General features: G+C 50.2%; 19 protein-coding genes. 10 read left to right on the top strand and 9 right to left on the bottom strand.

Annotated elements, in window-relative coordinates:
• Nucleotide 1 precedes the first annotated feature (1 nt).
• Genes nadE through B4W65_RS05995 form a run of 3 tightly spaced genes read right to left on the bottom strand, consistent with a single transcriptional unit; the run spans nucleotide 2 to nucleotide 3,258 of the window.
• Complete coding sequence (nadE, locus tag B4W65_RS06005) at nucleotides 2-982, bottom strand: NAD(+) synthase (RefSeq protein WP_088654218.1); 981 nt, start codon at nucleotides 980-982, stop codon at nucleotides 2-4.
• A gap of 1 nt (nucleotide 983) precedes the next feature.
• On the bottom strand, nucleotides 984-2,978 hold the full coding sequence (gene asnB / locus B4W65_RS06000) for an asparagine synthase (glutamine-hydrolyzing) (RefSeq protein ID WP_088654217.1): 1,995 nt from the start codon (nucleotides 2,976-2,978) through the stop codon (nucleotides 984-986).
• A 13-nt stretch (nucleotides 2,979-2,991) separates the two neighbouring features.
• Nucleotides 2,992-3,258, bottom strand: a complete 267-nt coding sequence (locus B4W65_RS05995) for an acyl carrier protein (RefSeq protein WP_088654216.1) — start codon at nucleotides 3,256-3,258, stop codon at nucleotides 2,992-2,994.
• Nucleotides 3,259-3,534: 276 nt separating this feature from the next.
• Between B4W65_RS05995 and B4W65_RS05990 the strand changes: the two genes are divergently transcribed.
• The 3 genes from B4W65_RS05990 to B4W65_RS05980 all read left to right on the top strand — a co-directional run bounded on the left by B4W65_RS05990 (nucleotide 3,535) and on the right by B4W65_RS05980 (nucleotide 7,505).
• On the top strand, nucleotides 3,535-6,015 hold the full coding sequence (locus B4W65_RS05990; protein WP_088654215.1) for an FAD-dependent oxidoreductase: 2,481 nt from the start codon (nucleotides 3,535-3,537) through the stop codon (nucleotides 6,013-6,015).
• A 128-nt stretch (nucleotides 6,016-6,143) separates the two neighbouring features.
• A complete protein-coding gene (locus tag B4W65_RS05985; RefSeq protein ID WP_088654214.1) occupies nucleotides 6,144-6,386 on the top strand; it encodes a hypothetical protein in 243 nt (80 codons plus the stop codon).
• Nucleotides 6,387-6,548: 162 nt separating this feature from the next.
• Nucleotides 6,549-7,505 carry a Fic family protein gene (locus B4W65_RS05980; RefSeq protein WP_088654280.1) on the top strand — a complete coding sequence of 319 codons (957 nt, stop codon included), beginning with the start codon at nucleotides 6,549-6,551 and terminating at the stop codon, nucleotides 7,503-7,505.
• 73 nt (nucleotides 7,506-7,578) lie between these two features.
• Here B4W65_RS05980 and corA read toward each other — a convergent pair whose 3' ends face one another.
• Nucleotides 7,579-8,721 (bottom strand): magnesium/cobalt transporter CorA, encoded by a 1,143-nt coding sequence (gene corA, locus B4W65_RS05975; protein WP_088654213.1) that lies wholly within the window; start codon nucleotides 8,719-8,721, stop codon nucleotides 7,579-7,581.
• Between the two features lie 90 nt (nucleotides 8,722-8,811).
• Here corA and B4W65_RS05970 point away from each other — a divergent pair, with 90 nt between their 5' ends.
• Nucleotides 8,812-9,771, top strand: a complete 960-nt coding sequence (locus B4W65_RS05970; protein ID WP_088654212.1) for a calcium/sodium antiporter — start codon at nucleotides 8,812-8,814, stop codon at nucleotides 9,769-9,771.
• 7 nt (nucleotides 9,772-9,778) lie between these two features.
• Here the strand turns inward: B4W65_RS05970 and B4W65_RS05965 are convergent, their stop codons facing one another.
• Together B4W65_RS05965 and B4W65_RS05960 are read right to left on the bottom strand one after the other, a co-directional pair.
• On the bottom strand, nucleotides 9,779-10,219 hold the full coding sequence (locus tag B4W65_RS05965; RefSeq protein ID WP_088654211.1) for a MarR family winged helix-turn-helix transcriptional regulator: 441 nt from the start codon (nucleotides 10,217-10,219) through the stop codon (nucleotides 9,779-9,781).
• A gap of 102 nt (nucleotides 10,220-10,321) precedes the next feature.
• Complete coding sequence (locus tag B4W65_RS05960) at nucleotides 10,322-10,804, bottom strand: glutathione peroxidase (RefSeq protein WP_088654210.1); 483 nt, start codon at nucleotides 10,802-10,804, stop codon at nucleotides 10,322-10,324.
• 187 nt (nucleotides 10,805-10,991) lie between these two features.
• Between B4W65_RS05960 and B4W65_RS05955 the strand changes: the two genes are divergently transcribed.
• The 6 genes from B4W65_RS05955 to B4W65_RS05930 all read left to right on the top strand — a co-directional run bounded on the left by B4W65_RS05955 (nucleotide 10,992) and on the right by B4W65_RS05930 (nucleotide 19,214).
• Nucleotides 10,992-11,399: an HYC_CC_PP family protein gene (locus tag B4W65_RS05955; RefSeq protein ID WP_146697721.1), complete on the top strand. Its 408-nt coding sequence runs from the start codon at nucleotides 10,992-10,994 to the stop codon at nucleotides 11,397-11,399.
• Between the two features lie 160 nt (nucleotides 11,400-11,559).
• Nucleotides 11,560-15,393 carry an efflux RND transporter permease subunit gene (locus B4W65_RS05950; protein ID WP_088654208.1) on the top strand — a complete coding sequence of 1,278 codons (3,834 nt, stop codon included), beginning with the start codon at nucleotides 11,560-11,562 and terminating at the stop codon, nucleotides 15,391-15,393.
• Entirely contained in the window at nucleotides 15,380-16,615 is a 1,236-nt protein-coding gene (locus B4W65_RS05945; RefSeq protein ID WP_088654207.1) for a TolC family protein, read from the top strand. Before B4W65_RS05950 ends, B4W65_RS05945 begins: the two co-directional genes overlap by 14 nt.
• Nucleotide 16,616: 1 nt before the next feature.
• On the top strand, nucleotides 16,617-18,395 hold the full coding sequence (locus B4W65_RS05940; protein ID WP_088654206.1) for an efflux RND transporter periplasmic adaptor subunit: 1,779 nt from the start codon (nucleotides 16,617-16,619) through the stop codon (nucleotides 18,393-18,395).
• A 27-nt stretch (nucleotides 18,396-18,422) separates the two neighbouring features.
• Nucleotides 18,423-18,809, top strand: coding sequence for a DUF302 domain-containing protein (locus B4W65_RS05935; protein WP_088654205.1), 387 nt, complete (start codon nucleotides 18,423-18,425; stop codon nucleotides 18,807-18,809).
• Between the two features lie 30 nt (nucleotides 18,810-18,839).
• Nucleotides 18,840-19,214: a heavy-metal-associated domain-containing protein gene (locus B4W65_RS05930; protein ID WP_088654204.1), complete on the top strand. Its 375-nt coding sequence runs from the start codon at nucleotides 18,840-18,842 to the stop codon at nucleotides 19,212-19,214.
• A gap of 102 nt (nucleotides 19,215-19,316) precedes the next feature.
• Here B4W65_RS05930 and floA read toward each other — a convergent pair whose 3' ends face one another.
• From floA to B4W65_RS05915, 3 genes are read right to left on the bottom strand one after another with little or no spacing between them, the layout of a single operon-like run.
• Nucleotides 19,317-20,324, bottom strand: coding sequence for a flotillin-like protein FloA (gene floA / locus B4W65_RS05925; RefSeq protein WP_088654203.1), 1,008 nt, complete (start codon nucleotides 20,322-20,324; stop codon nucleotides 19,317-19,319).
• A gap of 6 nt (nucleotides 20,325-20,330) precedes the next feature.
• Complete coding sequence (locus B4W65_RS05920) at nucleotides 20,331-20,789, bottom strand: NfeD family protein (protein ID WP_088654202.1); 459 nt, start codon at nucleotides 20,787-20,789, stop codon at nucleotides 20,331-20,333.
• A 24-nt stretch (nucleotides 20,790-20,813) separates the two neighbouring features.
• Entirely contained in the window at nucleotides 20,814-21,089 is a 276-nt protein-coding gene (locus tag B4W65_RS05915) for an ATP-dependent Clp protease adaptor ClpS (RefSeq protein WP_088654201.1), read from the bottom strand.
• Between the last annotated feature and the right edge of the window lie 32 nt (nucleotides 21,090-21,121).

Raw genomic sequence — 21,121 nt, 5'->3', positions numbered from 1 at the left:
GTTACTGATGAATTAAGGGGGCCATCCGCAGGTATTCGGTGGTTTTTATTTTGCGGTCGAAGCCTTGGTAAATGCGATTGATTTCATCGGGGGCATTGCCCATTATACGCCCTACTTCTTCGGGAGAACAGTGGTTCTCGAAGGCGTACCAATAAAGGTCGAGCCGATCGAAGGGCAGTTGAAAGAAAAACTCCTCCTGGGTTTGTTCTGCCGTATAGGTGTCGGAGGTGGGGGTGCGTTCAATAATTTCTGCAGGAATTTCCAGGGTCCGGGCCAGCTGGTAAACCTGGGTTTTGTACAGGTGAGCAATGGGCATGACATCGGCGCCGCCATCCCCATTTTTGACAAAGAAGCCTTGTTGCACTTCGTGTTTGTTGGGTGTGCCGATGGCGGCATAATGGTTGGCTTCGGCATGGTAGTAGAGTATGGCCATGCGACTGCGCTGTTTAAAATTGGAGGCCGCTACAATCTGTCGATAGGCTGGGGCCGGCAGTCGTTTTTGGTGCTCTTTACCATTGGGTTCTATTACAGTCAGGTAGAACATCTGGGGCAGGTTGGACAGGAGGCCGGTCTCCTTCAGGCCAATCTTCATTTTCCAACTTGCCGGGTCGTAGTCGGGGAAGAGACTGCGAACGGCTTCATCGCGCCGCTCGTAGCAACGGAAGCCCTGCAGGGCGCCTGTAATGTCTTCGGTAAGCGTTTCGATGCCCAGTTGAGCGGCCAGCTCGTGGGCCAGACGGGCACTATCGGGACTGGAATCCTGCTCGGGCATAAGAATGCCCAATACCCGATCGGCCCCCAAAGCTTTAACAGTTAAAGCTGCAGTCACGCTGGAGTCGATGCCCCCGCTGATTCCGATTACCGCACCACTGCGATGCAGGCGTTGCAGTACATCGTGTTTAATGTTGTTGGCAATTTGGCGGCATTCGGCAGCCGGATCTTGAAGTGTTAATACGTTTTTGTTGAAGAAGGAATGGTTCATTTTAAAGTGCTTTGGGAGTTAAACAGATGAGGGTGCGACAATTGCGCGGTTCGTTTTGTACGGGGAAGGGTTTGGAGCGATGGACAAATTGTTGGTGGAGGAGCTGGGTAGAGAGCAGGGCGGCAAGTGCCATGTTGTCGATTTCAGACACCATGGGGCTGTGCTGGATCTTGCTGAGTAGTTTTTCAGCCTTTTCGACATCGAAAAGGCCCGACGCCTTTAAGGCTTGTGGCGAAAGCAAGTCGTTGACGTAGTCGGGTCGTTTCCCTTCTAAAAAGCTGCGGGATACCGGTGCGCGGTAAGCCTGTTTGGGGCGTTGCAATACCGATTGGGGCAGGCGACCCGCCATCATTTTTTTGAGAATGAATTTTTCGTTGAGTCCTCGCATTTTAAATTGAGGGGGCAGGGTGGCACAAAATTCCATTACCCGGTAATCGAGAAAGGGATAGCGGCCCTCCACCGAGTTGCCCATAGCCACCCGATCGCCCTGGGAGGATAGGAGGTAGGGCGACATAAATGTGTTGATTTCGAGCCACTGGGCCTGTCCCAGGCGCTCCCATTGGTCGAAGTCGGGCGGCAGCAGACGGCTGACCTGCTTCAGGGCTTCCTGCTCACTGAGCGTGTCGCGCAGATCCGCAGAACAGTAATGAAGCAGGTTGGCGGTGTTTTTCCAGCGCAAGAGGTGGGAGTACAGCGGCGAGTCGGTGTCCTTAAGCCGGTAGCCATAAAATAGGCGCAACATCGACTGGTTGCGTCCCTTGAATTGCTGCAGGTAGGGATAAAGGCGATTCAGCAGGAGGGGGCGTAGGCGCGACTCCGGTTCTCGGGCCCAGAAATCCCGAATGAGGGCTTCCTTGAAAATGTCGTAGCCGCCCAACATTTCATCGGCCCCTTCGCCGGTTATCACTACCTTTATTTGCTGTTCCCTTACTTTGCGGGAAAGGCAGAACATGGGTACCGGGGCGGTTCTTAGGATGGGACTTTCGGCGTGCCAAATGACTTCCGGAAAGAGCTGTCCAATATCGCTGCGGCGACAGGTGAAAGCCTGGTGCCTGGTGTTGAGGAAGGCGGAGACTTCCTGTTGGTAGGGGGTCTCATCAAACTCCTCGTCCTCAAAACCAATGGAAAAGGTTTGCAGGTTGTCGGGTGCAAGCTCCTTAATGAGCGCCGTGGTGGCACTGGAATCCAGTCCCCCGCTCAAATAGGCAGCCACAGGAACGTCGGCACGCAGCCTCAGTCGCACAGCGTCGGTCAGCAAGCTGAGCAATTCCTCACAGGCTTCGTCGAAACTGCCTTGGAAAAAAGCTTCCGGTGTTGCGGGGAAGGAGAGTTGCCACCAGCGGTGCAAGGAGGTTTTGTGAGGGGCAATTTGCAGGTAGTGGCCTGGAGGCACTTCTTTTATGCCTTCAAAAACACTTTGAGGACTGAGGGGAGCCCAGAAGGTGAAGGTCTGCGCAAGCGCCCCGTGGTTCAGCCTGGCAGAGAAGTCCGGGTGGGCCAGCAGCGCCTTAACTTCGGAGGTGAATAAGAGTTGCTGTCCCCTTGTGAAATAGTAGAGGGGACGAATGCCGCTGCGGTCTCTGGCCAAAAACAGCTCCTCCTTTTGGCGGTCCCACAGCGCAAAGGCAAATTGTCCGTTCAGTTTTTGCAGACAGGCCGGGCCGTATTCCTGCCAGGCATGCAAAAGCACCTCGGTGTCGCTGTGTCCCTTAAAGCGATGTCCCAATTGGCTTAGCTCCTGGCGCAGTTCGGGATGATTGAAAACTTCTCCGTTGTAAACCAACCAATAGCGCTCGTTGGCGAAAGTCATCGGTTGCTGCCCGCCTTCCAGATCCACAATGCTCAGGCGCACGCTGCCCAGGGCCACCAACGCATCGGTATAAACCCCGCTTTCGTCGGGTCCCCGATGCTGGATGTGGGCCAGCATACGCTTACAAACTTCCGGGGCATCGGTCGAAAGACCTGCCCGGTTTAAAAATCCCGTAATGCCGCACATAGGCTCAGGTCTTTCAAAGTGCCTTTACAGCCACCTTTTGCTCCACGTAAGTACAAATGGCCTTTACCGATTCAAAATTTTCTTCGGTAAAGTCGCTGTCGTCAATGGATAAGGAAAATTGGTCTTCCAGAAAATCGACCAGTAAAACAAAGCCCATGGAGTCGAAGATGCCTTCTTTAAAGAGGAGGGTGTCCGACTGCAGGGAAGAAGTATCGGCGTGTGAATTTTCGGCGATAAAAGCAGAGACTTTTTGGGCAATTTCTTTTTGATAATCCGTCATGGTTCAGTAGATTTTTATGTGCTATTAAAGTTACGGCAAAAGAGGCCGTTGTAAAGAGCAAGGCACTTTGTTTTCAACCAAATAGGTCGATTTGTTGATGAAACGGTGGGCGGTGGTGACCAAGTGCCGATTGGAGGTGAAATGCTGCTATTTGCCAAAAGATGTTAAAGGTGGAGATTAATGAAGCTTTTTTTCTGTAATTATCTAATTTTGTAAATATCTAAAAGGATAAATAACTGGATTAAACAATATAAGAACAACTCTCAAACCTGAATCATGAAGTATTTAATTATCGGAGGAGTGGCGGGAGGAGCCACCACAGCAGCTCGTTTGCGTCGGCTCGATGAGCAGGCAGAAATCATTATGTTTGAGCGGGGAGAGTACATCTCCTATGCCAATTGTGGTTTGCCTTATTACATTGGCGGTACCATAAAGGACAGGGACAATTTGTTTGTGCAAACGCCCGAGACTTTCGGGAAGCGTTTCAATATGGAGGTGCGCAACCTTTCGGAAGTCACCGCCATTGACCGGGCAGCCAAGACCGTTGAGGTAAAAAATCTGCGCACCGGTGAATTGTATACCGAGAGCTATGATAAGCTGGTACTGAGTCCCGGTGCGGAGCCGGTAAAACCCCCGTTGCCCGGCATCAACTCAGAGGGCATCTTTACCTTGCGCAATGTGCCCGATACCGATAAGATTAAGGCTTACATTGAGAAGCATCGCCCCCGCCACGCCGTAGTGGTAGGTGCCGGCTTTATTGGTCTGGAAATGGCCGAAAACCTGCATGAGGCGGGTGTTAACGTGACCATAGTAGAAATGGCCGAACAGGTAATGACGCCCCTCGATTATTCCATGGCCGCTTTGGTGCACCAGCACTTGAAGACCAAGAATGTGGAGTTTTATTTGAATACGGCCGTGTCGTCTTTCGCCCAGAAGGAGGGCGGCCTGGAGGTAAAACTGAACTCTTCCAAAACCATCGATACCGATATGGTGGTGCTGTCCATTGGTGTGCGTCCCGACAGCAGTCTGGCCCGTGCGGCGGGACTGGAGCTGGGGCAGACCGGGGGCATTGTGGTGAATGAGTATTTGCAGACTTCGGATCCGGACATCTATGCCGTGGGCGATGCCATTGAGTTCACCAATCCCATTACGCAGACCAAGATGATCACCTATCTGGCCGGTCCCGCCAACAAGCAGGGTCGCATTTTGGCCGACAATCTGGTGCGCGGCAACAAGCGGGTGTACAAGGGTTCGGTAAATACCGCCATAGCCAAGGTATTTGACCTGACTGTGGCTTCAACCGGTGTTCCCGGAAAAATGCTGGGCAAACTCAACATTCCCCACATCGATTCCATCACCCATGCCTCTTCTCACGCAGGCTATTATCCCGGAGCGCTGCCCATGACCGTTAAAATCTCTTTCGAGCCGGAGACCGGTCGCCTCCTGGGTGCCCAGATTGTGGGTTACGATGGGGTGGACAAGCGCATCGATTTATTTTCGGTGGCCATTCAGAATGGGGCTACCGTATACGACCTGGCAGAGATTGAGCACGCCTATGCACCGCCCTTTGCCTCGGCCAAGGATCCGGTGAACATTGCCGGTATGGTGGCCCAGAATATTCTGGAGGATGTTACCAAAATGATTACCTGGCGCGAGGTGCTGGCCGATTCCACCGGAGAGTTGTTTTTGCTGGACATCCGTACCCCCGATGAATTCGCCCTGGGATCCATTGAGGGCGCAGTAAATATTCCCCTCGACGAGTTGCGGGAGCACCTCGATGAGCTGCCGCGCGACAAAAAGGTGGTGCCCTTTTGCGGGGTGGGACTCCGTGCCCACGTGGCCTGTCGCATTCTGAGTCAGCAGGGCTTTGAGGAGGTTTACAACCTTTCGGGTGGTTTGAAGACTTTTGATACAGCCAGTCAGAAACAAAGTAATGAGGATATTTTTGCCAACGATTATATTGGACACGACGACCACATTTACCAGGGACAGAAAAAAGAGGCTGTCGTCCCCCAAATTGAAGTCGGTCAGCTTAAAGTCGTCGATGCCTGTGGTCTTCAGTGTCCTGGTCCCGTACTCAAGCTGAAGCAGTCGATGGACGAAATGGCGGTTGGCGAAACGCTGAAAATCACGGCATCCGATGCCGGCTTCTATAAAGATGTACAGGCCTGGGCCAATGTGACCGGCAACGAGGTGCTCGAGCTCAGCCAGGACGGCGGCGAAATCTCCGCCCTGCTGCGCAAGGGGCGCCCAAAGGTCGCCACCGCCGCATCCAAAGCGGCCGGTGCCAACGGCGCCACCCTGGTTTGTTTCTCCGACGACCTCGACAAAGCCCTGGCCACTTTTGTGATTGCCAACGGCGCTGCCGCTTCGGGCAAAAAGGTGACCATCTTCTTTACCTTCTGGGGACTCAATGTCATTAAGCGGGAGCAGAAGCCGGTGGTTAAAAAAGACCTGTTCGGAAAAATGTTTGGCATGATGATGCCCCAATCGAGCCGCAAACTCGGTCTTTCAAAAATGAATATGGCCGGCATGGGCAGTAAAATGATGCGCATGGTAATGAAAAACAAGCACGTCGACACCCTGGAGAGCATGATCCAGTCGGCCATGGATGCCGGTGTGGAATTTGTTGCCTGCCAGATGTCGATGGATGTAATGGGCGTTAAGGCCGATGAGCTGATCGACGGCGTACAAATCGGCGGCGTAGCTTCCTACCTGGAGCGCACCGAGGATGCCGGCCTGAATCTGTTTGTGTAGGGCAGCTGCCTGATTAATATCTTGTTATTGTAAGGGGGTGGACTTTCGGGTCCACCCCTTCTATTTTTTGACAGCCCGAATGCCGGATATTATAAAAAGCAGATTTTCGACTGTCTAACAAGTAATAAGTGACTAATGTGGGTGGCGTGGGACCGGGCCATCTGTTTTTAACTATAGATTCTGTTATTGTTTCAAGATCTTTGGATGATGTTTTGTTGGCCCTTTGGCGAAACCAGGCGGATTCTGACTTTGCCATTGGGTATGAATTGCTTCCGGAGTTTTTTGATGATTTGGAGTGGTGTTCGGAGGAGGGCTTAATTCAACATGGGAAGAACAGGGTTCTTTATCGATTTTTACTCACCCTGCCTTAGATTTATGGACTTGGCTTGAGTGTTGATTTATACTCCCTTTCATGAATTATCCTGAAGGGGAGTCTTCTTTTTGGAGGGACTACAAAACAATTGTTTACTTGCAATTTTAAGTAAACGCAATATCTTTGATACTATCATTTGATACTATTAATAGTTTTGTTTATGAAACCTCCCTATAAGATTACCGGAAGGATATTAAAGTTAATTGCTTCAATTTCAGAGAAAATCGGAGAGGTGAATTCAGCACATTTGAACAAGCCTCCCACAGAGTTAAGAAAGAAAAACAGGATTAAAACCATTCATTCATCCCTTGAAATTGAAGGTAATACTTTGACTATTGAGCAAATAACAGCAATTATTGAAAACAAAAGAGTAATAGGGCCTAAAAAAGATATTCTGGAAGTTAAAAATGCCATTGCTGTTTACGACAAGCTGGATAGCTTGAATCCATACAACTTTGATTCTTTCTGTGAAGCGCACGGTATGTTAATGAACGGACTTGTTGAATCGGCAGGAAGACTTAGGAGCAAATCGGTCGGAATTGTTAAAGGCGCTGAGCTTGCACATGTTGCCCCACCATGCGAAATGCTTAAACCTTTAATGAATGATTTGTTCGACTATTTAAAGAACGATGAGGACTTAATCCTGATAAAGAGTTGTGTATTTCATTATGAAATGGAGTTTATCCATCCATTTATAGACGGAAACGGTCGAATGGGGCGGTTGTGGCAAACTCTGATTTTGAAGGATGCTTATCCTGTTTTTGAATTTTTGCCAATTGAGTCTTTGATAAAGGAACGGCAAGAACAGTACTATGAATCCCTTGGGAAATCTGATAATACTGGGGAATCAACCGTATTCATCGAATACATGCTTGAAATTATTCTTGAATCGCTTCAGGAATTGTTGAGTATACAAAACGTCAGCTTAACGAATGTGGATAGGATTATTTTGTTTAAATCTATCGTGAAAAATGACTTCTTTACCCGAAAAGCATATTTGAATAATTTTAGAGAAATTTCATCAGCCACAGCAAGTCGTGATTTAAAATTTGCAGTTGAAAATGGATTGATTGAAAAAATGGGTGATAAAAATACAACGAGGTACAGATACAAATAAATGATACCCCGGCTGGGTGCATGCAGTCGGACGGACAGGAAAAAGAGGCGTTTTTTGCCAGAAAGCGTTTAACTCACAACCACTTCTTTCTTTTAAAGTAGAGGAGCATGAGCAGGGCCATAATGAGCATGAGGCCCATGGCCAGGGGGTAGCCGTAGGGCCAGTTGAGCTCGGGCATGTTCCATCGACCGGCCTCGGGATTGAAATTCATGCCGTAGATGCCTGCGATGAAGGTGAGCGGGATGAAGATGGTGGCGATGATGGTGAGCACCTTCATGACTTCGTTCATGCGGTTGCTGAGGGTGGACATGTGCATGTCGTACAAGCTGAAAACCGTTTCGCGCAGGTTTTCGATGTTGTCGATGACCTGGGCCACGTGATCGTGCACGTCGCGCAGGAAGACTTTGACCTCGGAGGAGATATGGGTGCTTTCGTCGCGCAGCAATTGGGCCATACTGTCGCGCAGCGACCAAACGGATTTGCGGAAGTAGAGGAGGTCGCGACGCAAACCATGGATGTCGCTCAGCAAGTCGTCCTGTTTTTGGGTCATGATTTCTTCTTCGAGGCGCTCTACCTTGTCGTTGAGGGCATCCAGCGCCAAAAAGTAATGGTCTACCACATTGTCGATCAGGGCATAGGCCAGATAGTCGGTTCCCAAGGTGCGCAGACGTGTGCCGGGCACCTGCAGGCGCTTGATGATGGGGGCAAACACCGGGTCCTCGCTTTCCTGAAAGGAGAGGAGGTAGTTGGGGCCCAGCACCAGACTGACCTGCTCGGAACGAAAATCTTCACCAGCCTGTGTGGGGGCTGCAATCATGCGTAATACAATGAAGAGGTGCTCAGGGTAGGACTCAATTTTTGGACGTTGACTTACACTCACGATGTCTTCCTGCATCAAGGGGTGCAGCTCAAAGTAACTCCAGATGTCCTTCAGTTGTGCTATGTCGTGCAGGCCCTGTACCTGAATCCAGGTCTTGCTGCGGTCGCCGAGGTAGGGGGCCGATTTTTCTATGCTGCGAATGGCAATCTGGTCGCAGTGTTGGTCGCTGTAATCGTGCACGGTAAGCTGTACGCTTTCCATACGTTGCACACCGGTGTGTTCTATGGTCCCCGGTGCCTGGCCCGGTGCCTTGCGTTTGAGTTTAATCACGGGTCGAAGGCGCAACACGTCCTTCACCTTGTTGTTCCCTCTTGCTTTGCTTTTGCTTTTTGTCATTGTTGAAAAGTGCGCTTAATTTTATGCATGATAGTGAAAAAAAACCAGTTCTTCTCTTAACTTTCGCCTGAATTATAAAAGCACTTACTTATGTGGCTTTCCCTGGTTTTATTGTTGGCCGGCCTGGCGCTTTTGGTAAAAGGGGGCGACTGGCTGGTAACGGGATCTTCTTCCCTGGCTCGCAAGTACGGCATTTCGGAGTTGGTGATTGGGCTTACTGTTGTTGCTTTTGGGACTTCGGCGCCGGAGCTGGTGGTTAGTGTTATGGCGGCGCTTAACGGGCATTCCGAGATTGCGCTGGGCAACGTCATTGGCAGCAATAATTTCAATCTCTTTGTGATTTTGGGCCTTACAGCGGTGGTCAAACCCTTGCAGGTGCAGGTGGGTGTTATCCGACGAGAAATCCCGCTCTCCCTTTTTGCGGCGCTCTTGCTTTTGGTGCTGGCCAACGAGTTTTGGCGGGGAGGAGATGGCCTGATGGTGGGTCGGGCAGACGGCCTGGTGCTCCTGCTGTGTTTTGGATTTTTTCTCTACTACATTTATCGCTCTATGCAGGCACCCGGCGTGGAGGTGGAAGAGGGCGCTGTTGCCACCAAAAAGCCACTGGTGGCTGCCTTGCTGATTGTGGGGGGATTGGCAGGTTTGATCATAGGGGGCCGCTGGGTGGTTAACTCGGCGGTGGACTTGGCCCGTATGTTTGCTGTGAGTGAAAAGGTGATTGGGTTGACGATTGTGGCTATGGGGACTTCACTGCCCGAGTTGGTGACTTCTCTGGTGGCGCTGCGAAAGGGCAGTGCCGACATGGCCATTGGCAATGTGGTGGGCTCCAATATTTTCAATATCTTTTTGATTTTAGGGGTGGGTGCAAGCATCCAAGCCATGCCTTATACTTCTGCTTTTAACCTGGATTTGGGCCTGTTGCTGGGTGGGACCGTCTTATTGTTATTGGCCATGTTTACGGGTAAGCGCAGGGTACTCGATCGTTGGGAGGGTTTGCTGTTTTTGCTGCTTTATGCGGGCTACATGGTGTATGTGGGCTTGCGTAATTAATATCGCCTCAACGGTTCAAAAGGGTGATGAGCTGGTCGAGCCGTGCCTTAAGTTGCTGCAGTTCCTCTACCGACAACGGCGTGTCTTTTAGTCCCGTAACGAGCTGTTCGGGAACGCAGGAAGCTTCCGCTTCCAGCGCCTTGCCTTTTTCGGTCAATCGCACCACAACCGTGCGTGTGTCGTCGGTTCCCTTCTGGCGGCTCAGCAAGTCCTGCGCTTCCATGCGCTTGAGCAGGGGGGTAATGGTGTTGGTGTTGAGAATGAGTCGCCGAGCGATCTCATTCACCGTTTGCCCATCCTCTTCCCACAATACCAACAATACCAGATATTGCGGATAGGTCAGACCCAGCTTGTCGAGCATGGGCTGGTATTCCCTGATGATGAGACGGGAGGCGGCGTAAACGGGGAAGCACAGCTGATTGCTGAGAAGTAGTTGCTGGTGCGGCATGTTGTTTTATTATTTGTTCAAATTTACTTAGAATGCCGCAATCGCCCCAAAAGTGCTGGTCTTTTGTTCGGCAATTGCGGCATTTGGGGAAGTCATGGCTGATTAGTTGACCAGTTCTGCGACATAGCGGTCGATGTCTTCCGGCTTGTAGTAGGGTGAAAAACGCTTGACGGGTTTTCCATTTCCATCAATCAGAAACTTGGTGAAGTTCCATTTGATTTTACCACCGAAGATACCGCTGAGTTCCTTTTTTAAATATTGGTAAAGCGGGTGGGCGTTGTCGCCGTTCACATCCACTTTTTTAAACATGGGAAAGGTTACTCCGTAATCGAGCATGCAGCCATTTACAATCGATTGCTCATCGCCCGGTTCCTGATTGGCAAACTGGTTGCAGGGAAAACCCAGTACCACAAAATCCCTGTCCTTATACTTTTCGTAAAGGGCTTCGAGTCCCTCAAACTGATTGGTAAACCCACACTTGCTGGCGGTGTTCACCACCAACACGGTTTTGCCCTTAAAGGCATCCATGCTGATTTCTTGTCCCTTGATGTCTTCTGCTGTGAAGGAATAAAATGCTGTGCTCATGCTGATTTGTTTTATGAAGTTTATTTGTATCGTTCGCGATACAAATATAGACATTGTTTTTTATATCGCTTGCGATATAAAAATATTTTTTTGAACCTTAACCTAATATTAACGTTGTATTTTATGAGGTAGGTGGTTTTTGAACACGCAGCTCCCTACCTTTGTGAATGCTATTTCTAATAAGCCGGTGAAAAAACTAAAGACCATATTGGCCATTCTCTTAACACTGCTCTTTTCCGTTTCGGGAGGAGGGGTGTTCCATTATTGTGGTGGAGAACTGGCCGGTTTTAGTCTCACAAGTGCCCACAGTGAGGTCGGCTGTGGCATGGAGGCTTGTGATTTGCCTTTTGAAGAGGACATTTCTTTTTCGTCAGATTGTTGCGACAATCATCGGGTTTTGATGGAGGTCGATGAGTATCAGCTTGCCTCAAAACCTGAATGGTCGCTTGCCGAACAAGACCTTCTGAAAACTTTTTCACCCCTACTTATCATTGGGCATCCTGTCCCGCTTTTGTCGGGCAGACACTTTTATGCCCATCCCCCCGATCTTTTGCATGAAGTCAAACTGAGTGTCATTCAGGTTTACCTGATTTGATTTTTCCTTTAGTGGGGTCAGCCACCGGGTTGACCGCCATAATCTCCTGTCGCTATAGTGCTGGCCTTGCTTTGGGTGGCGCTGACCCGACTTTGGGATTTTCTATGGACGCTATTGGAAACGCATTGGCTTAAGTCGCCATCATTAAATCAGCATCATCATGCTTAATCATATCATTAAATTCTTTTTAGAGAATAAGCTGGTCACTTTTCTGCTGCTGGCCTTGCTGGTCGTATGGGGAATTACGACCGCTCCCTTTGCCTGGAATACGGGCGCTCTGCCGCGTGACCCCGTGCCGGTGGATGCTATTCCCGACATTGGGGAGAATCAGCAAATCGTATTTACCTCCTGGGCCGGTCGTTCGCCGCAGGACATCGAGGACCAGATATCCTATCCTTTAACCACGGCTCTGCTGGGAATTCCCGGCGTGAAATCCATTCGAAGCTCTTCCATCTTTGGCTTTTCCAGTATTTACCTCATTTTTGATGAAGAGGTGGAATTTTATTGGTCGCGTTCGCGCATTCTGGAGAAGTTGAATTCCTTACCCTCGGGTTTGTTGCCCGAAGGGGTGCAACCGGCGTTGGGGCCCGATGCTACGGCCTTGGGACAGGTGTTTTGGTACACCCTCGAAGGCCGCGACAAGGAAGGGAATCCGACCGGGGGGTGGGATCTGCACGAAATACGAACGGTGCAGGATTTTTATGTGAAGTACGGACTCAACGCCGCCCAGGGCGTTTCTGAAGTGGCTTCCATTGGGGGTTTTGTTCAGGAGTACCAAATCGATGTAAACCCCAATGCGCTGCAAGCCTACAATATTCCTTTGCATCAGGTGATGCAGGCGGTGCAAAAATCCAATAAGGAGGTGGGCGCCAAGACCATCGAGATCAATCAGGCCGAGTATCTGGTACGGGGACTGGGATACGTTAAAAATCTTGAGGACCTGGAGCAGGCTGTAGTGGCGGTGCAGGACAATGTGCCCATCAGAGTTAAGGATGTGGCGGTGGTTGGTCTGGGACCGGCAGCCCGTCGGGGTCTGCTCGATAAGGACGGGGCCGAAGTAGTCGGTGGCGTGGTGGTGGCCCGCTACGGATCCAATCCTTTGCAGGTGATCAATAATGTGAAGGATAAAATGGCCGAGATTGCACCGGGGCTTCCGTCCAAAACCCTGGCCAATGGGGTGGAAAGTCAACTAACTATAGTGCCCTTCTACGATCGGACGGAACTGATATACGAAACTTTGGGAACTTTGGAGGAGGCGCTCTCCCTGCAAATACTCATCACCATTCTGGTTATAATCGTTATGATCTATAACCTGAGGGCTTCCATACTAATTTCCAGTCTCCTCCCCATTGCCGTGCTCATGGTCTTCATTGCCATGCGCTATTTTGGGGTGGACGCCAATATTGTGGCCCTTTCGGGCATTGCCATTGCCATTGGCACCATGGTCGATTTGGGCATTATTCTCTCGGAGAATGTGATCAAGCATGTGGATGAGGCCCCACCGGGTCAAAAAATGATGACCACGGTGTACAAGGGGGCAGCAGAAGTGTCCTCGGCCATTCTCACCGCAGTAGCTACCACCATAGTGAGTTTTATCCCGGTCTTTACCATGGAAGCAGCCGAAGGCAAACTGTTTACTCCTTTGGCGTTTACCAAGACCTTTGCCCTGGTGGCGGCTTTGCTGGTGGCACTTTTTATATTGCCCACGCTGGCGCATATCTTCTTTGGTTTTAAAATTAAGGACAAGCGTCTCATTAAATGGGGCAACGCCCTTTTAGTGCTTATCGGTATTGGGAGCCTGATTTTTGGTGCAGTATGGGGCGGTGTTGTATTGTTGCTTTTTGGGGCTGTGGGACTGGCCAAGTGTTTTTACAAGGTGGAAGAACAAGATTCAAGTGCCTGGTACCATCGCTTATTGAAACATGCCGAACTGATTATTTCGGTGCTGGCTGTAATCTGGCTTTTGGCTACTTACTGGCTGCCGTTGGGTCCCGGAAAAAGCACGCTTTTGAACATTGTTTTTGTAGCGGTTTTGGTGGGACTGATTCTTGGCTTTTTTGCGGCATTGGAGTATTATTACCGACCCATCTTACGATGGACTTTGGCGCACAAGGCCAAGTTTATGCTGATTCCGCTAGTGCTGATTGTGTTTGGGATGACCATCTGGCTGGGTTTTAACAGCGTCTTTGGCTTTGTGGCAAAGGGCTTCGACCAGGTAGGATGGAATGTTCGAACCAACAAAGTCTGGTCAACAATGGCGCACGGTCTGCCGGGCATAGGGAAGGAGTTCATGCCTTCCCTCGGTGAGGGTAGTTTTTTGTTGATGCCGACTTCCATGCCCCATTCGGGTGTGGAATATAACCGCAAAGTGGCGGGGCAATTGGACATGTTGCTGACCAATATTCCGGAAGTAGCACTGACGGTAGGGAAGGTAGGCCGGGTAGAGTCGGCCCTCGATCCGGCACCGGTCTCTATGTTTGAAAATGTCATCAATTACAAGTCCGAATACATTCTGAACGAGCGTGGACAGCGCATGCGCTTTAAAACGGATGGTCAAGACCGCTTCCTGACCCTTGCAGGAGAAGCCCTTGATAATGCGTCGGCCTTGGAACAAGGAATTGAGAAAAGCGACCTGATACCGGATGCCCGTGGTCTGTATTTCCGCAACTGGCGTTCGCACATCCAGTCGCCCGATGACATCTGGGACGAAATTGTTAAGGTAGTCAGAATTCCAGGTGTGACCTCTGCCCCCAAATTGCAGCCCATCGAAACACGTCTGGTCATGCTGCAAACGGGCATGCGGGCGCCCATGGGTATTAAGGTTTACGGACCGGATTTGAGGACCATCGAAAGTTTTGGCATGCAGCTGGAGGGGATTCTGAAAGAGGTACCCTCGGTCAAGGCCGAGGCGGCCTTTGCCGACCGTGTCATCGGCAAGCCCTATCTGCATTTGAATATCAATAGGGAGGCCATTTCCCGCTATGGTTTGAATGTGGCGGATGTGCAGCAAACCATTGAAACAGCCATTGGCGGTATGGCCATTACCTCGACTGTGGAAGGTCGGGAGCGCTTTCCGGTGCGGGTACGTTATCCACGTGAGCTGCGGGAGGATCCTGAATCGCTGGGTAAGATTTTGGTGCCCACCCCCGTAGGCGCCCAGATACCGCTGGCTCAGCTGGTCGATTTTGAATACCTGCAGGGACCGCAAATGATTAAAAGTGAGGAGACTTTTCTGGTGAGCTATGTGCTGTTCGACAAAAGGGATGGCTATGCAGAAGTGGATGTGGTCAACGATGCCCAGCAGGCCATTCAGGATCGGATTGGTTCGGGGGAGCTGATAGTCCCTGCCGGTGTGAGTTATAAATTCTCGGGCAGTTATGAGAATCAGGTACGCGCCGAAAAGCGCTTATCGATCATCGTGCCCCTGGTGCTGGTGATTATCTTTCTCATTCTCTATTTTCAGTTTCGCTCGGTTACAACGGCGTTGATGATTTTTACCGGTGTGGCCATGGCCTTTAGTGGCGGGTTTATTATGCTGTGGTTGTATGGGCAGACCTGGTTTGTCGATTTCTCGCTCTTTGGCACCAACATGCGCGACTTGTTTCAAATGGGGACGGTGAATCTGAGTGTGGCAGTGTGGGTCGGTTTTATTGCCCTTTTTGGTCTGGCCACCGACGATGGGGTGGTCATGGGGACTTACCTCGACCAGAGCTTCAAGCGCAACGCAACCAATAGCCTGAAGGAAGTCCGGGCGGCGGTTGTAGAAGCAGGGCAACGCCGGATCAAACCGGCCATTATGACCTCCGCCACCACCATCATTGCTTTGTTGCCGGTGTTGACCTCAACGGGTCGGGGTTCCGACATTATGGTACCCATGGCCATTCCGGCCTTCGGAGGTATGCTGGTGGCTTCCATTACTTATTTTATTGTTCCGGTGCTCTACAGCATGCGCGAAGAACGTAAGCTAAAACTGAAAGACAATGAACAGAAATAATATTTTTATTCTGGTGCTTTTTTGGGTGACAGGCCTGGGCGGCAACGCCCAGCGCCTGGAGGATTATTACCAAATAGCGGCGGAGAATAATCCGGGGCTGAAGGCGAAGTATGCGGCCTATGAGGCGGCTTTGCAGCGCATCCCCCAGGCCAGGTCGCTGGCCGATCCGACTTTTTCTTTCGGCTACTTTATCTCGCCGGTGGAAACTCGGGTGGGCGCGCAAAGGGCCCGATTTTCGCTGACCCAGATGTTTCCCTGGTTCGGAAGCCTTAAAGCGCAGGGCGATGTGGCAGCCTTAGCGGCAGAGGCGCAGTTTCAGGAATTTCTGGATGCCCGTAATGCGCTGTATTTCCGTGTGGCTCAAGCCTGGTACCCGTTGTACGAGCTCCAAAAGCTTCGACTTTTGGAGCGGGAGAACATCCGCCTGCTGGAATCCTTTAAAACCACGACGACGCAAAAATATGAAAATGGCATGGGCGCCATGGTGGATGTTATTCGTGTGGATTTGTTACTCAATGAGGCCAATACGCAACTGGAAATATTGGATAAGAAGGAAGCGAGTCTTACCAGTCGCTTCAATACCCTATTGAACCGAGGCTATGACGAACCAGTTGTGGTGGCGGATTCCCTCGCGGCTGGTGACATGCTTATGGATTACCGTAAGGACTCCTTGTTGGTGAATCATCCCCGCATGGCAGCTCTGGATTTGAAGTTAAAGTCGGCCGAAGCTGCCGAAAAAGTGGCGCTTAAACAAGGTCTGCCCAAAATTGGGGTGGGACTGGATTATGTTCTGGTGGATGAGCGCAGCGATATGGTTTTGGAAGATAATGGGAAGGATGTCCTGATGCCCATGGTGACAGTCACCATCCCCATTTTCAGAAAAAAGTACAGGGCCGCACGCCAGGAAGCCCGGTTTATGCAGGAGGGCACTGCCCTTGAGCAGGAGGCGCTGGCCAATGAATTGACTGCGGCATATCACCGGGCCACCTTTGAGCTGCAGCAGCAGGCCGATTTGGTGGCCCTGTATGCGCAACAAAGTGCTGCAACGCGCCAGGCCATGAACCTGCTATTGTCGGCCTATGGCAATTCGGGAAAGGACTTTGAAGAAGTCTTGCGCATTCAACAACAACTGCTGAAGTATGAACGATTGAATACTACTGCTCTAAGTCAGTACTTTATAGCCCTTGAAGAAGTTAATTACATTACCGCTAAAACTCGTTAAGATGAACGCAATAAACAAGAAAAATATTTTCATAGTGGTGGCCGTTTTTGTGCTCGGTCTCTTGCTGGGATGGCTGGTCTTTGGCGGCTCTTCACACAGTCAGGATGCGACACACGACCACGCCCAGGATGCTGAAGGGGAAAACACCTATACCTGTTCCATGCACCCGCAAATCAGACAGGATGGGCCCGGGGATTGCCCCATTTGTGGGATGGACCTTATTCCGGTGGAGGCCGATGGGGCAGACGACTCCGATGTCAATGCCCTTAGGATGTCGCCAACGGCCATGCAGCTGGCAGACGTGCAAACGACAGTGATTACCACTGGCGAGTCGGTTAAAACCCTTCGGCTAAACGGCAAAGTACAGGCCGATGAGCGTTTGGTTTATACCCAGCCGGCCCATTTTCCGGGCCGAATTGAAAGGTTGATGGTGAACTTTACGGGCGACCATGTTTCTAAAGGTCAGGTGCTGGCATATGTGTATTCGCCCGAACTGGTCACGGCCCAGCAGGAGTTATTTGAGGCAGAGAAAATTAAAGACACGCAGCCGGCCCTCTTTTCTTCAGCCAAAGAAAAGCTGAAAAACTGGAAGTTGAGCGATGGGCAAATTGACCAGATGCTGGCATCTGGTCAGGCCGAGAGCACTTTCCCTATTTTGGCCAATACCTCGGGTTATGTGACCCGCATGATGGTCAGTTCAGGCGATTATGTTCAGCGGGGACAAGCGGTTTATGAGATAACGGACTTGTCCAAAGTTTGGCTGCTGTTTGATGTTTACGAGTCGGATCTGCCCTGGATTAAGCGGGGGGCCACTGTCGACTACAGCATCTCATCCCTGCCGGGAGAAACTTTCACCGGCACAGTGAATTACATCGATCCGGTCATTGATCCCCGGACGCGCATTGCCAAAGCACGGATTGAAGTGAGTAATACGGATCAAAAACTGAAACCCGAGATGTTCGCTTCCGGCATTGTGAAATCTAAGCTGTCGGCCCACCAGTCCTCCCTCGTGGTGCCCAAAAGTGCCGTTATGTGGACGGGCAAAAAGTCGGTCGTCTATGTCAAAAGTGAATCCGACCAGGGCGTCAGCTTTGTGATGCGAGAGGTGCTTTTAGGGGCTGATTTGGGAGGCGCATTTGTAATCGCTTCCGGTCTGGATGCCGGTGAGGAAGTTGTCACCAATGGCACCTTTAGTGTGGATGCCGCTGCACAGTTGGCCGGCAAACCAAGTATGATGAACCGCCCGGGCACCCAGAGTCTGGAGACTCCACTGGCTTTCAGAGAGCAAATCACCAATTTGGCAAATGCTTACTTTGGGGTGAAAAATGCCCTCGTTGAGGATAATGTGGTTGCTGCACAAGAAGCAGCCAAAAAGATGGAAGACGTCCTGGAAAGTGTGAATATGGGCTTGCTGAAAGGAGAGGCTCACGATCAGTGGATGCCACTGAACGGACAGCTGGCAGAAGCGGCCGCTCATATCAACAGGGCGGATGATATTGAAGTGCAACGCGAACATTTCCAGCTGCTTTCAGAAGCAATTCTTGATATGACCGAAAAGTTTGGTCTGGAAATTGATAAGGTTTATAAGCAATATTGCCCCATGGCCTTTGATGATGAGGGTGCCAACTGGCTCAGTGAATCGGACGAAATCTTAAATCCCTATTTTGGGGATATGATGTTAAACTGTGGTGAAGTGCTGGAAACATATCGCAAAGGACTGACCGTTGCTGCACCTAATCACGCTGACAATCCTCCCCCTGGTGGAAGCCATAACCATTGATTCTACGAACCCTAAAAATCAGACATTATGATTTATTACATCAGTAAGATGATTGCTGCCGAGTTTGATGAGGCAGTGCAACAAGTCAAAGAGGCACTAAAGAAAGAGGGTTTTGGTGTTCTCTCTGAAATTGATATTCAGGAAAAACTGAATGAGAAGCTGGATGTAGATTTCAGACCCTATAAAATTCTTGGTGCCTGCCACCCGCCCAGTGCTTATAAATCCCTTCAACAGGAAGATAAGATTGGCACAATGCTGCCATGTAATGTGATACTTCAGCAGGTGGGCGAACATCAAATTGAAGTGGCTGCAGTAGATCCTGCAGCTTCTATGATGTCAGTTGAGAACGCTCACCTGGCAGATATCGCTGGGGATATTAAAAAACGGCTTGAGCGGGTCATTGCATCGCTCTAATTATTATTGTTATCATTTAAAAATTGAAAGATGAAGACTAAAGTTTTAAGTTTATTTGTTATGTTATTGATGGCAACAACCGTGGTTTTTGCCGCCAATAAAACAGAGCAGTTCGTAGTAAAGGGACTGTGCGGCATGTGTGAAAGCCGCATCGAAAAGGCTGCACTATCCGTTGAGGGCGTAACCAAAGCCGATTGGGATCGTGAAACCCAGAAAATTGAAGTGGTTTTTGATGATGAAGTGGCCCAATTGGATGCCATTCACAAAGCCATTGCTAAGGCTGGTCACGACACCGAAAAGCACAAGGCTAAGGATGAGGTTTATGAAAAACTTCCCGGATGCTGCAAGTATGACCGCACAGAGACTAAAAAGGAATTAAAGGGACATGAAGGTCATAATCATTAAAAAATAATAGATCGTTATTTTGATATAAAACCATAACGAACTATTAAATTAAAAAAAGGGGCTGTCAAATTCTTGACAGCCCCTTCTTAGTTGTGTAGCTTATTATTTGTCATCCTTGTCCTTGCCTTTCGGCGGACGGTAGCCTGTTTGCGGTGGTTTGGCAATGGAGTCCCGCATGGCAGTATCTGCTTCTACATTGCGGTACTTCACATAGTCCATAACACCCAGGTTGCCGCTTCTAAAAGCATCGGCTATAGCCATGGGGATTTCGGCTTCAGCCTGAATTACTTTGGCACGTGCCTCTTGCGCCTTGGCCTTCATTTCCTGTTCTTCGGCCACGGCCATGGCACGACGCTCCTCGGCTTTGGCCTGGGCAATGTTTTTATCGGCTTCAGCCTGGTCCATTTGCAGTTCGGCACCAATGTTTTTACCTATGTCGATGTCGGCAATGTCGATGGAGAGAATTTCAAATGCAGTACCTGCGTCGAGTCCTTTACCCAGTACCACCTTGGAAATGGAATCAGGGTTTTCCAATACGGCTTTGTGCGAAACGGCCGAACCAATAGAAGAAACGATGCCTTCCCCTACACGGGCCAAAACCGTTTCTTCACCGGCACCCCCAACCAGTTGCTTGATGTTGGCACGGACAGTAACCCGTGCTTTGGCGATGAGCTGAATGCCGTCCTTGGCTACAGCAGCTACCGGTGGTGTGTCGATCACCTTGGGGTTGACCGACATTTGTACGGCTTCAAATACATCGCGGCCGGCCAGGTCAATGGCGGTGCCCATTTGAAAGGTCAAATCGATGTTGGCTTTGGATGCAGAAACTAAGGCGTGCACCACTTTTTCTACGTGACCACCGGCCAGGTAGTGGGCTTCCAGTTCGTCGCGCTTCACATCGTGCAAACCGGCTTTGTGGGCTTCAATCATGGCCCTGACGATGACCGTTGGCGGCACTTTACGAATGCGCATCAGCACCAGTTGCAGCAGCGATATTTTTACATTGGTTACCAGAGCTGAGAACCACAGTAAAATAGGGACGTAGTAAAGAAACAAAAATAGCAGGACGACAATTACACCTATCAGTCCCAGTGTTCCGAATTGTTCCATAAGTATTTAATTTAGAGGTTTTACAGTTACGTAGGTCTTAAAGACCTTCACAATTTCAACTTCGGTTCCGGCATCCACGTAGTTGTCGGGACAGCGGGCTTCTACCTCCTGTTCTCCAACAAGAACTTTTCCCACCGGGTTTAGACGGGTAAGGCAAATGCCTTTGTCGCCTTTTTGCAGGCCGCTTTCTACCGTTTCAATCTGACTGCCTACCTCTGTTTTCAGGGACAAGCGTTGCCAGGTTTTGCTGCGTAGGGCCAGGACCAGAACCAATAGGGCCGCCATCAGCGACAGGGCCAATACCCAGTGTCCGGTAGTCGTCCCGTAAGTGCCATAAGCCAAAAAAACACCTCCCCCAATCATAAGTAAACCACCCAGGGCGGCAAGTGTAATGCCCGGAAAAACAAAAAACTCCAGTACCAGAAGTAAGATGCCGGTAAGGATAAGCAGAATAATGATGGTCATGGCAAGGAATGAAATGTTATATGCTTAGTCGATGGTCACGGTCAGTGCTTTTTGGTGCAGCAGGTTTTGAAGATCTTCCAGCTCGGTCAAAACTCCGCGTTTAATTTCACAATACCCTTTCAGGTGCGTGAGCAGGGCGCATTGTTCGGCCTGCTCCTTATCGTGTTGGCACACGTCCTGCAGGGCTGCAATTACGTGGTCAAAGGTGTTGACTTCGTCGTTGTGCAAAATCAGTAAGCGCTCTTCCAGATGCTCCTTTCCCTGCCCTTCTTGCTCGTACTTTTTATCCTTAGGTACCATAGCACATTCAAATTTGCATCAAAATACGCATT

The sequence above is a fragment of the Geofilum rhodophaeum genome (assembly GCF_002210225.1).
Lineage (GTDB): Bacteria > Bacteroidota > Bacteroidia > Bacteroidales > Marinilabiliaceae > Geofilum > Geofilum rhodophaeum.
The sequence above is the reverse complement of the archived record's forward strand: the minus strand, read 5'-3'. Positions and strand labels throughout refer to the sequence as shown.

Bases quoted from the DNA above. Each gene is read 5' to 3' on its own strand.
- B4W65_RS05970 (WP_088654212.1), top strand. From the start codon at position 8,812: ATGTGGCTTTCCCTGGTTTTATTGTTGGCCGGCCTGGCGCTTTTGGTA.
- B4W65_RS05920 (WP_088654202.1), bottom strand. From the start codon at position 20,789: ATGACCATCATTATTCTGCTTATCCTTACCGGCATCTTACTTCTGGTA.
- B4W65_RS05935 (WP_088654205.1), top strand. From the start codon at position 18,423: ATGATTTATTACATCAGTAAGATGATTGCTGCCGAGTTTGATGAGGCA.
- B4W65_RS05915 (WP_088654201.1), bottom strand. From the start codon at position 21,089: ATGGTACCTAAGGATAAAAAGTACGAGCAAGAAGGGCAGGGAAAGGAG.
- nadE (WP_088654218.1), bottom strand. From the start codon at position 982: ATGAACCATTCCTTCTTCAACAAAAACGTATTAACACTTCAAGATCCG.
- B4W65_RS05965 (WP_088654211.1), bottom strand. From the start codon at position 10,219: ATGCCGCACCAGCAACTACTTCTCAGCAATCAGCTGTGCTTCCCCGTT.
- B4W65_RS05940 (WP_088654206.1), top strand. From the start codon at position 16,617: ATGAACGCAATAAACAAGAAAAATATTTTCATAGTGGTGGCCGTTTTT.
- asnB (WP_088654217.1), bottom strand. From the start codon at position 2,978: ATGTGCGGCATTACGGGATTTTTAAACCGGGCAGGTCTTTCGACCGAT.
- B4W65_RS05995 (WP_088654216.1), bottom strand. From the start codon at position 3,258: ATGACGGATTATCAAAAAGAAATTGCCCAAAAAGTCTCTGCTTTTATC.
- B4W65_RS05980 (WP_088654280.1), top strand. From the start codon at position 6,549: ATGAAACCTCCCTATAAGATTACCGGAAGGATATTAAAGTTAATTGCT.
- B4W65_RS05950 (WP_088654208.1), top strand. From the start codon at position 11,560: ATGCTTAATCATATCATTAAATTCTTTTTAGAGAATAAGCTGGTCACT.
- B4W65_RS05960 (WP_088654210.1), bottom strand. From the start codon at position 10,804: ATGAGCACAGCATTTTATTCCTTCACAGCAGAAGACATCAAGGGACAA.
- B4W65_RS05945 (WP_088654207.1), top strand. From the start codon at position 15,380: ATGAACAGAAATAATATTTTTATTCTGGTGCTTTTTTGGGTGACAGGC.
- B4W65_RS05990 (WP_088654215.1), top strand. From the start codon at position 3,535: ATGAAGTATTTAATTATCGGAGGAGTGGCGGGAGGAGCCACCACAGCA.
- floA (WP_088654203.1), bottom strand. From the start codon at position 20,324: ATGGAACAATTCGGAACACTGGGACTGATAGGTGTAATTGTCGTCCTG.
- corA (WP_088654213.1), bottom strand. From the start codon at position 8,721: ATGACAAAAAGCAAAAGCAAAGCAAGAGGGAACAACAAGGTGAAGGAC.
- B4W65_RS05930 (WP_088654204.1), top strand. From the start codon at position 18,840: ATGAAGACTAAAGTTTTAAGTTTATTTGTTATGTTATTGATGGCAACA.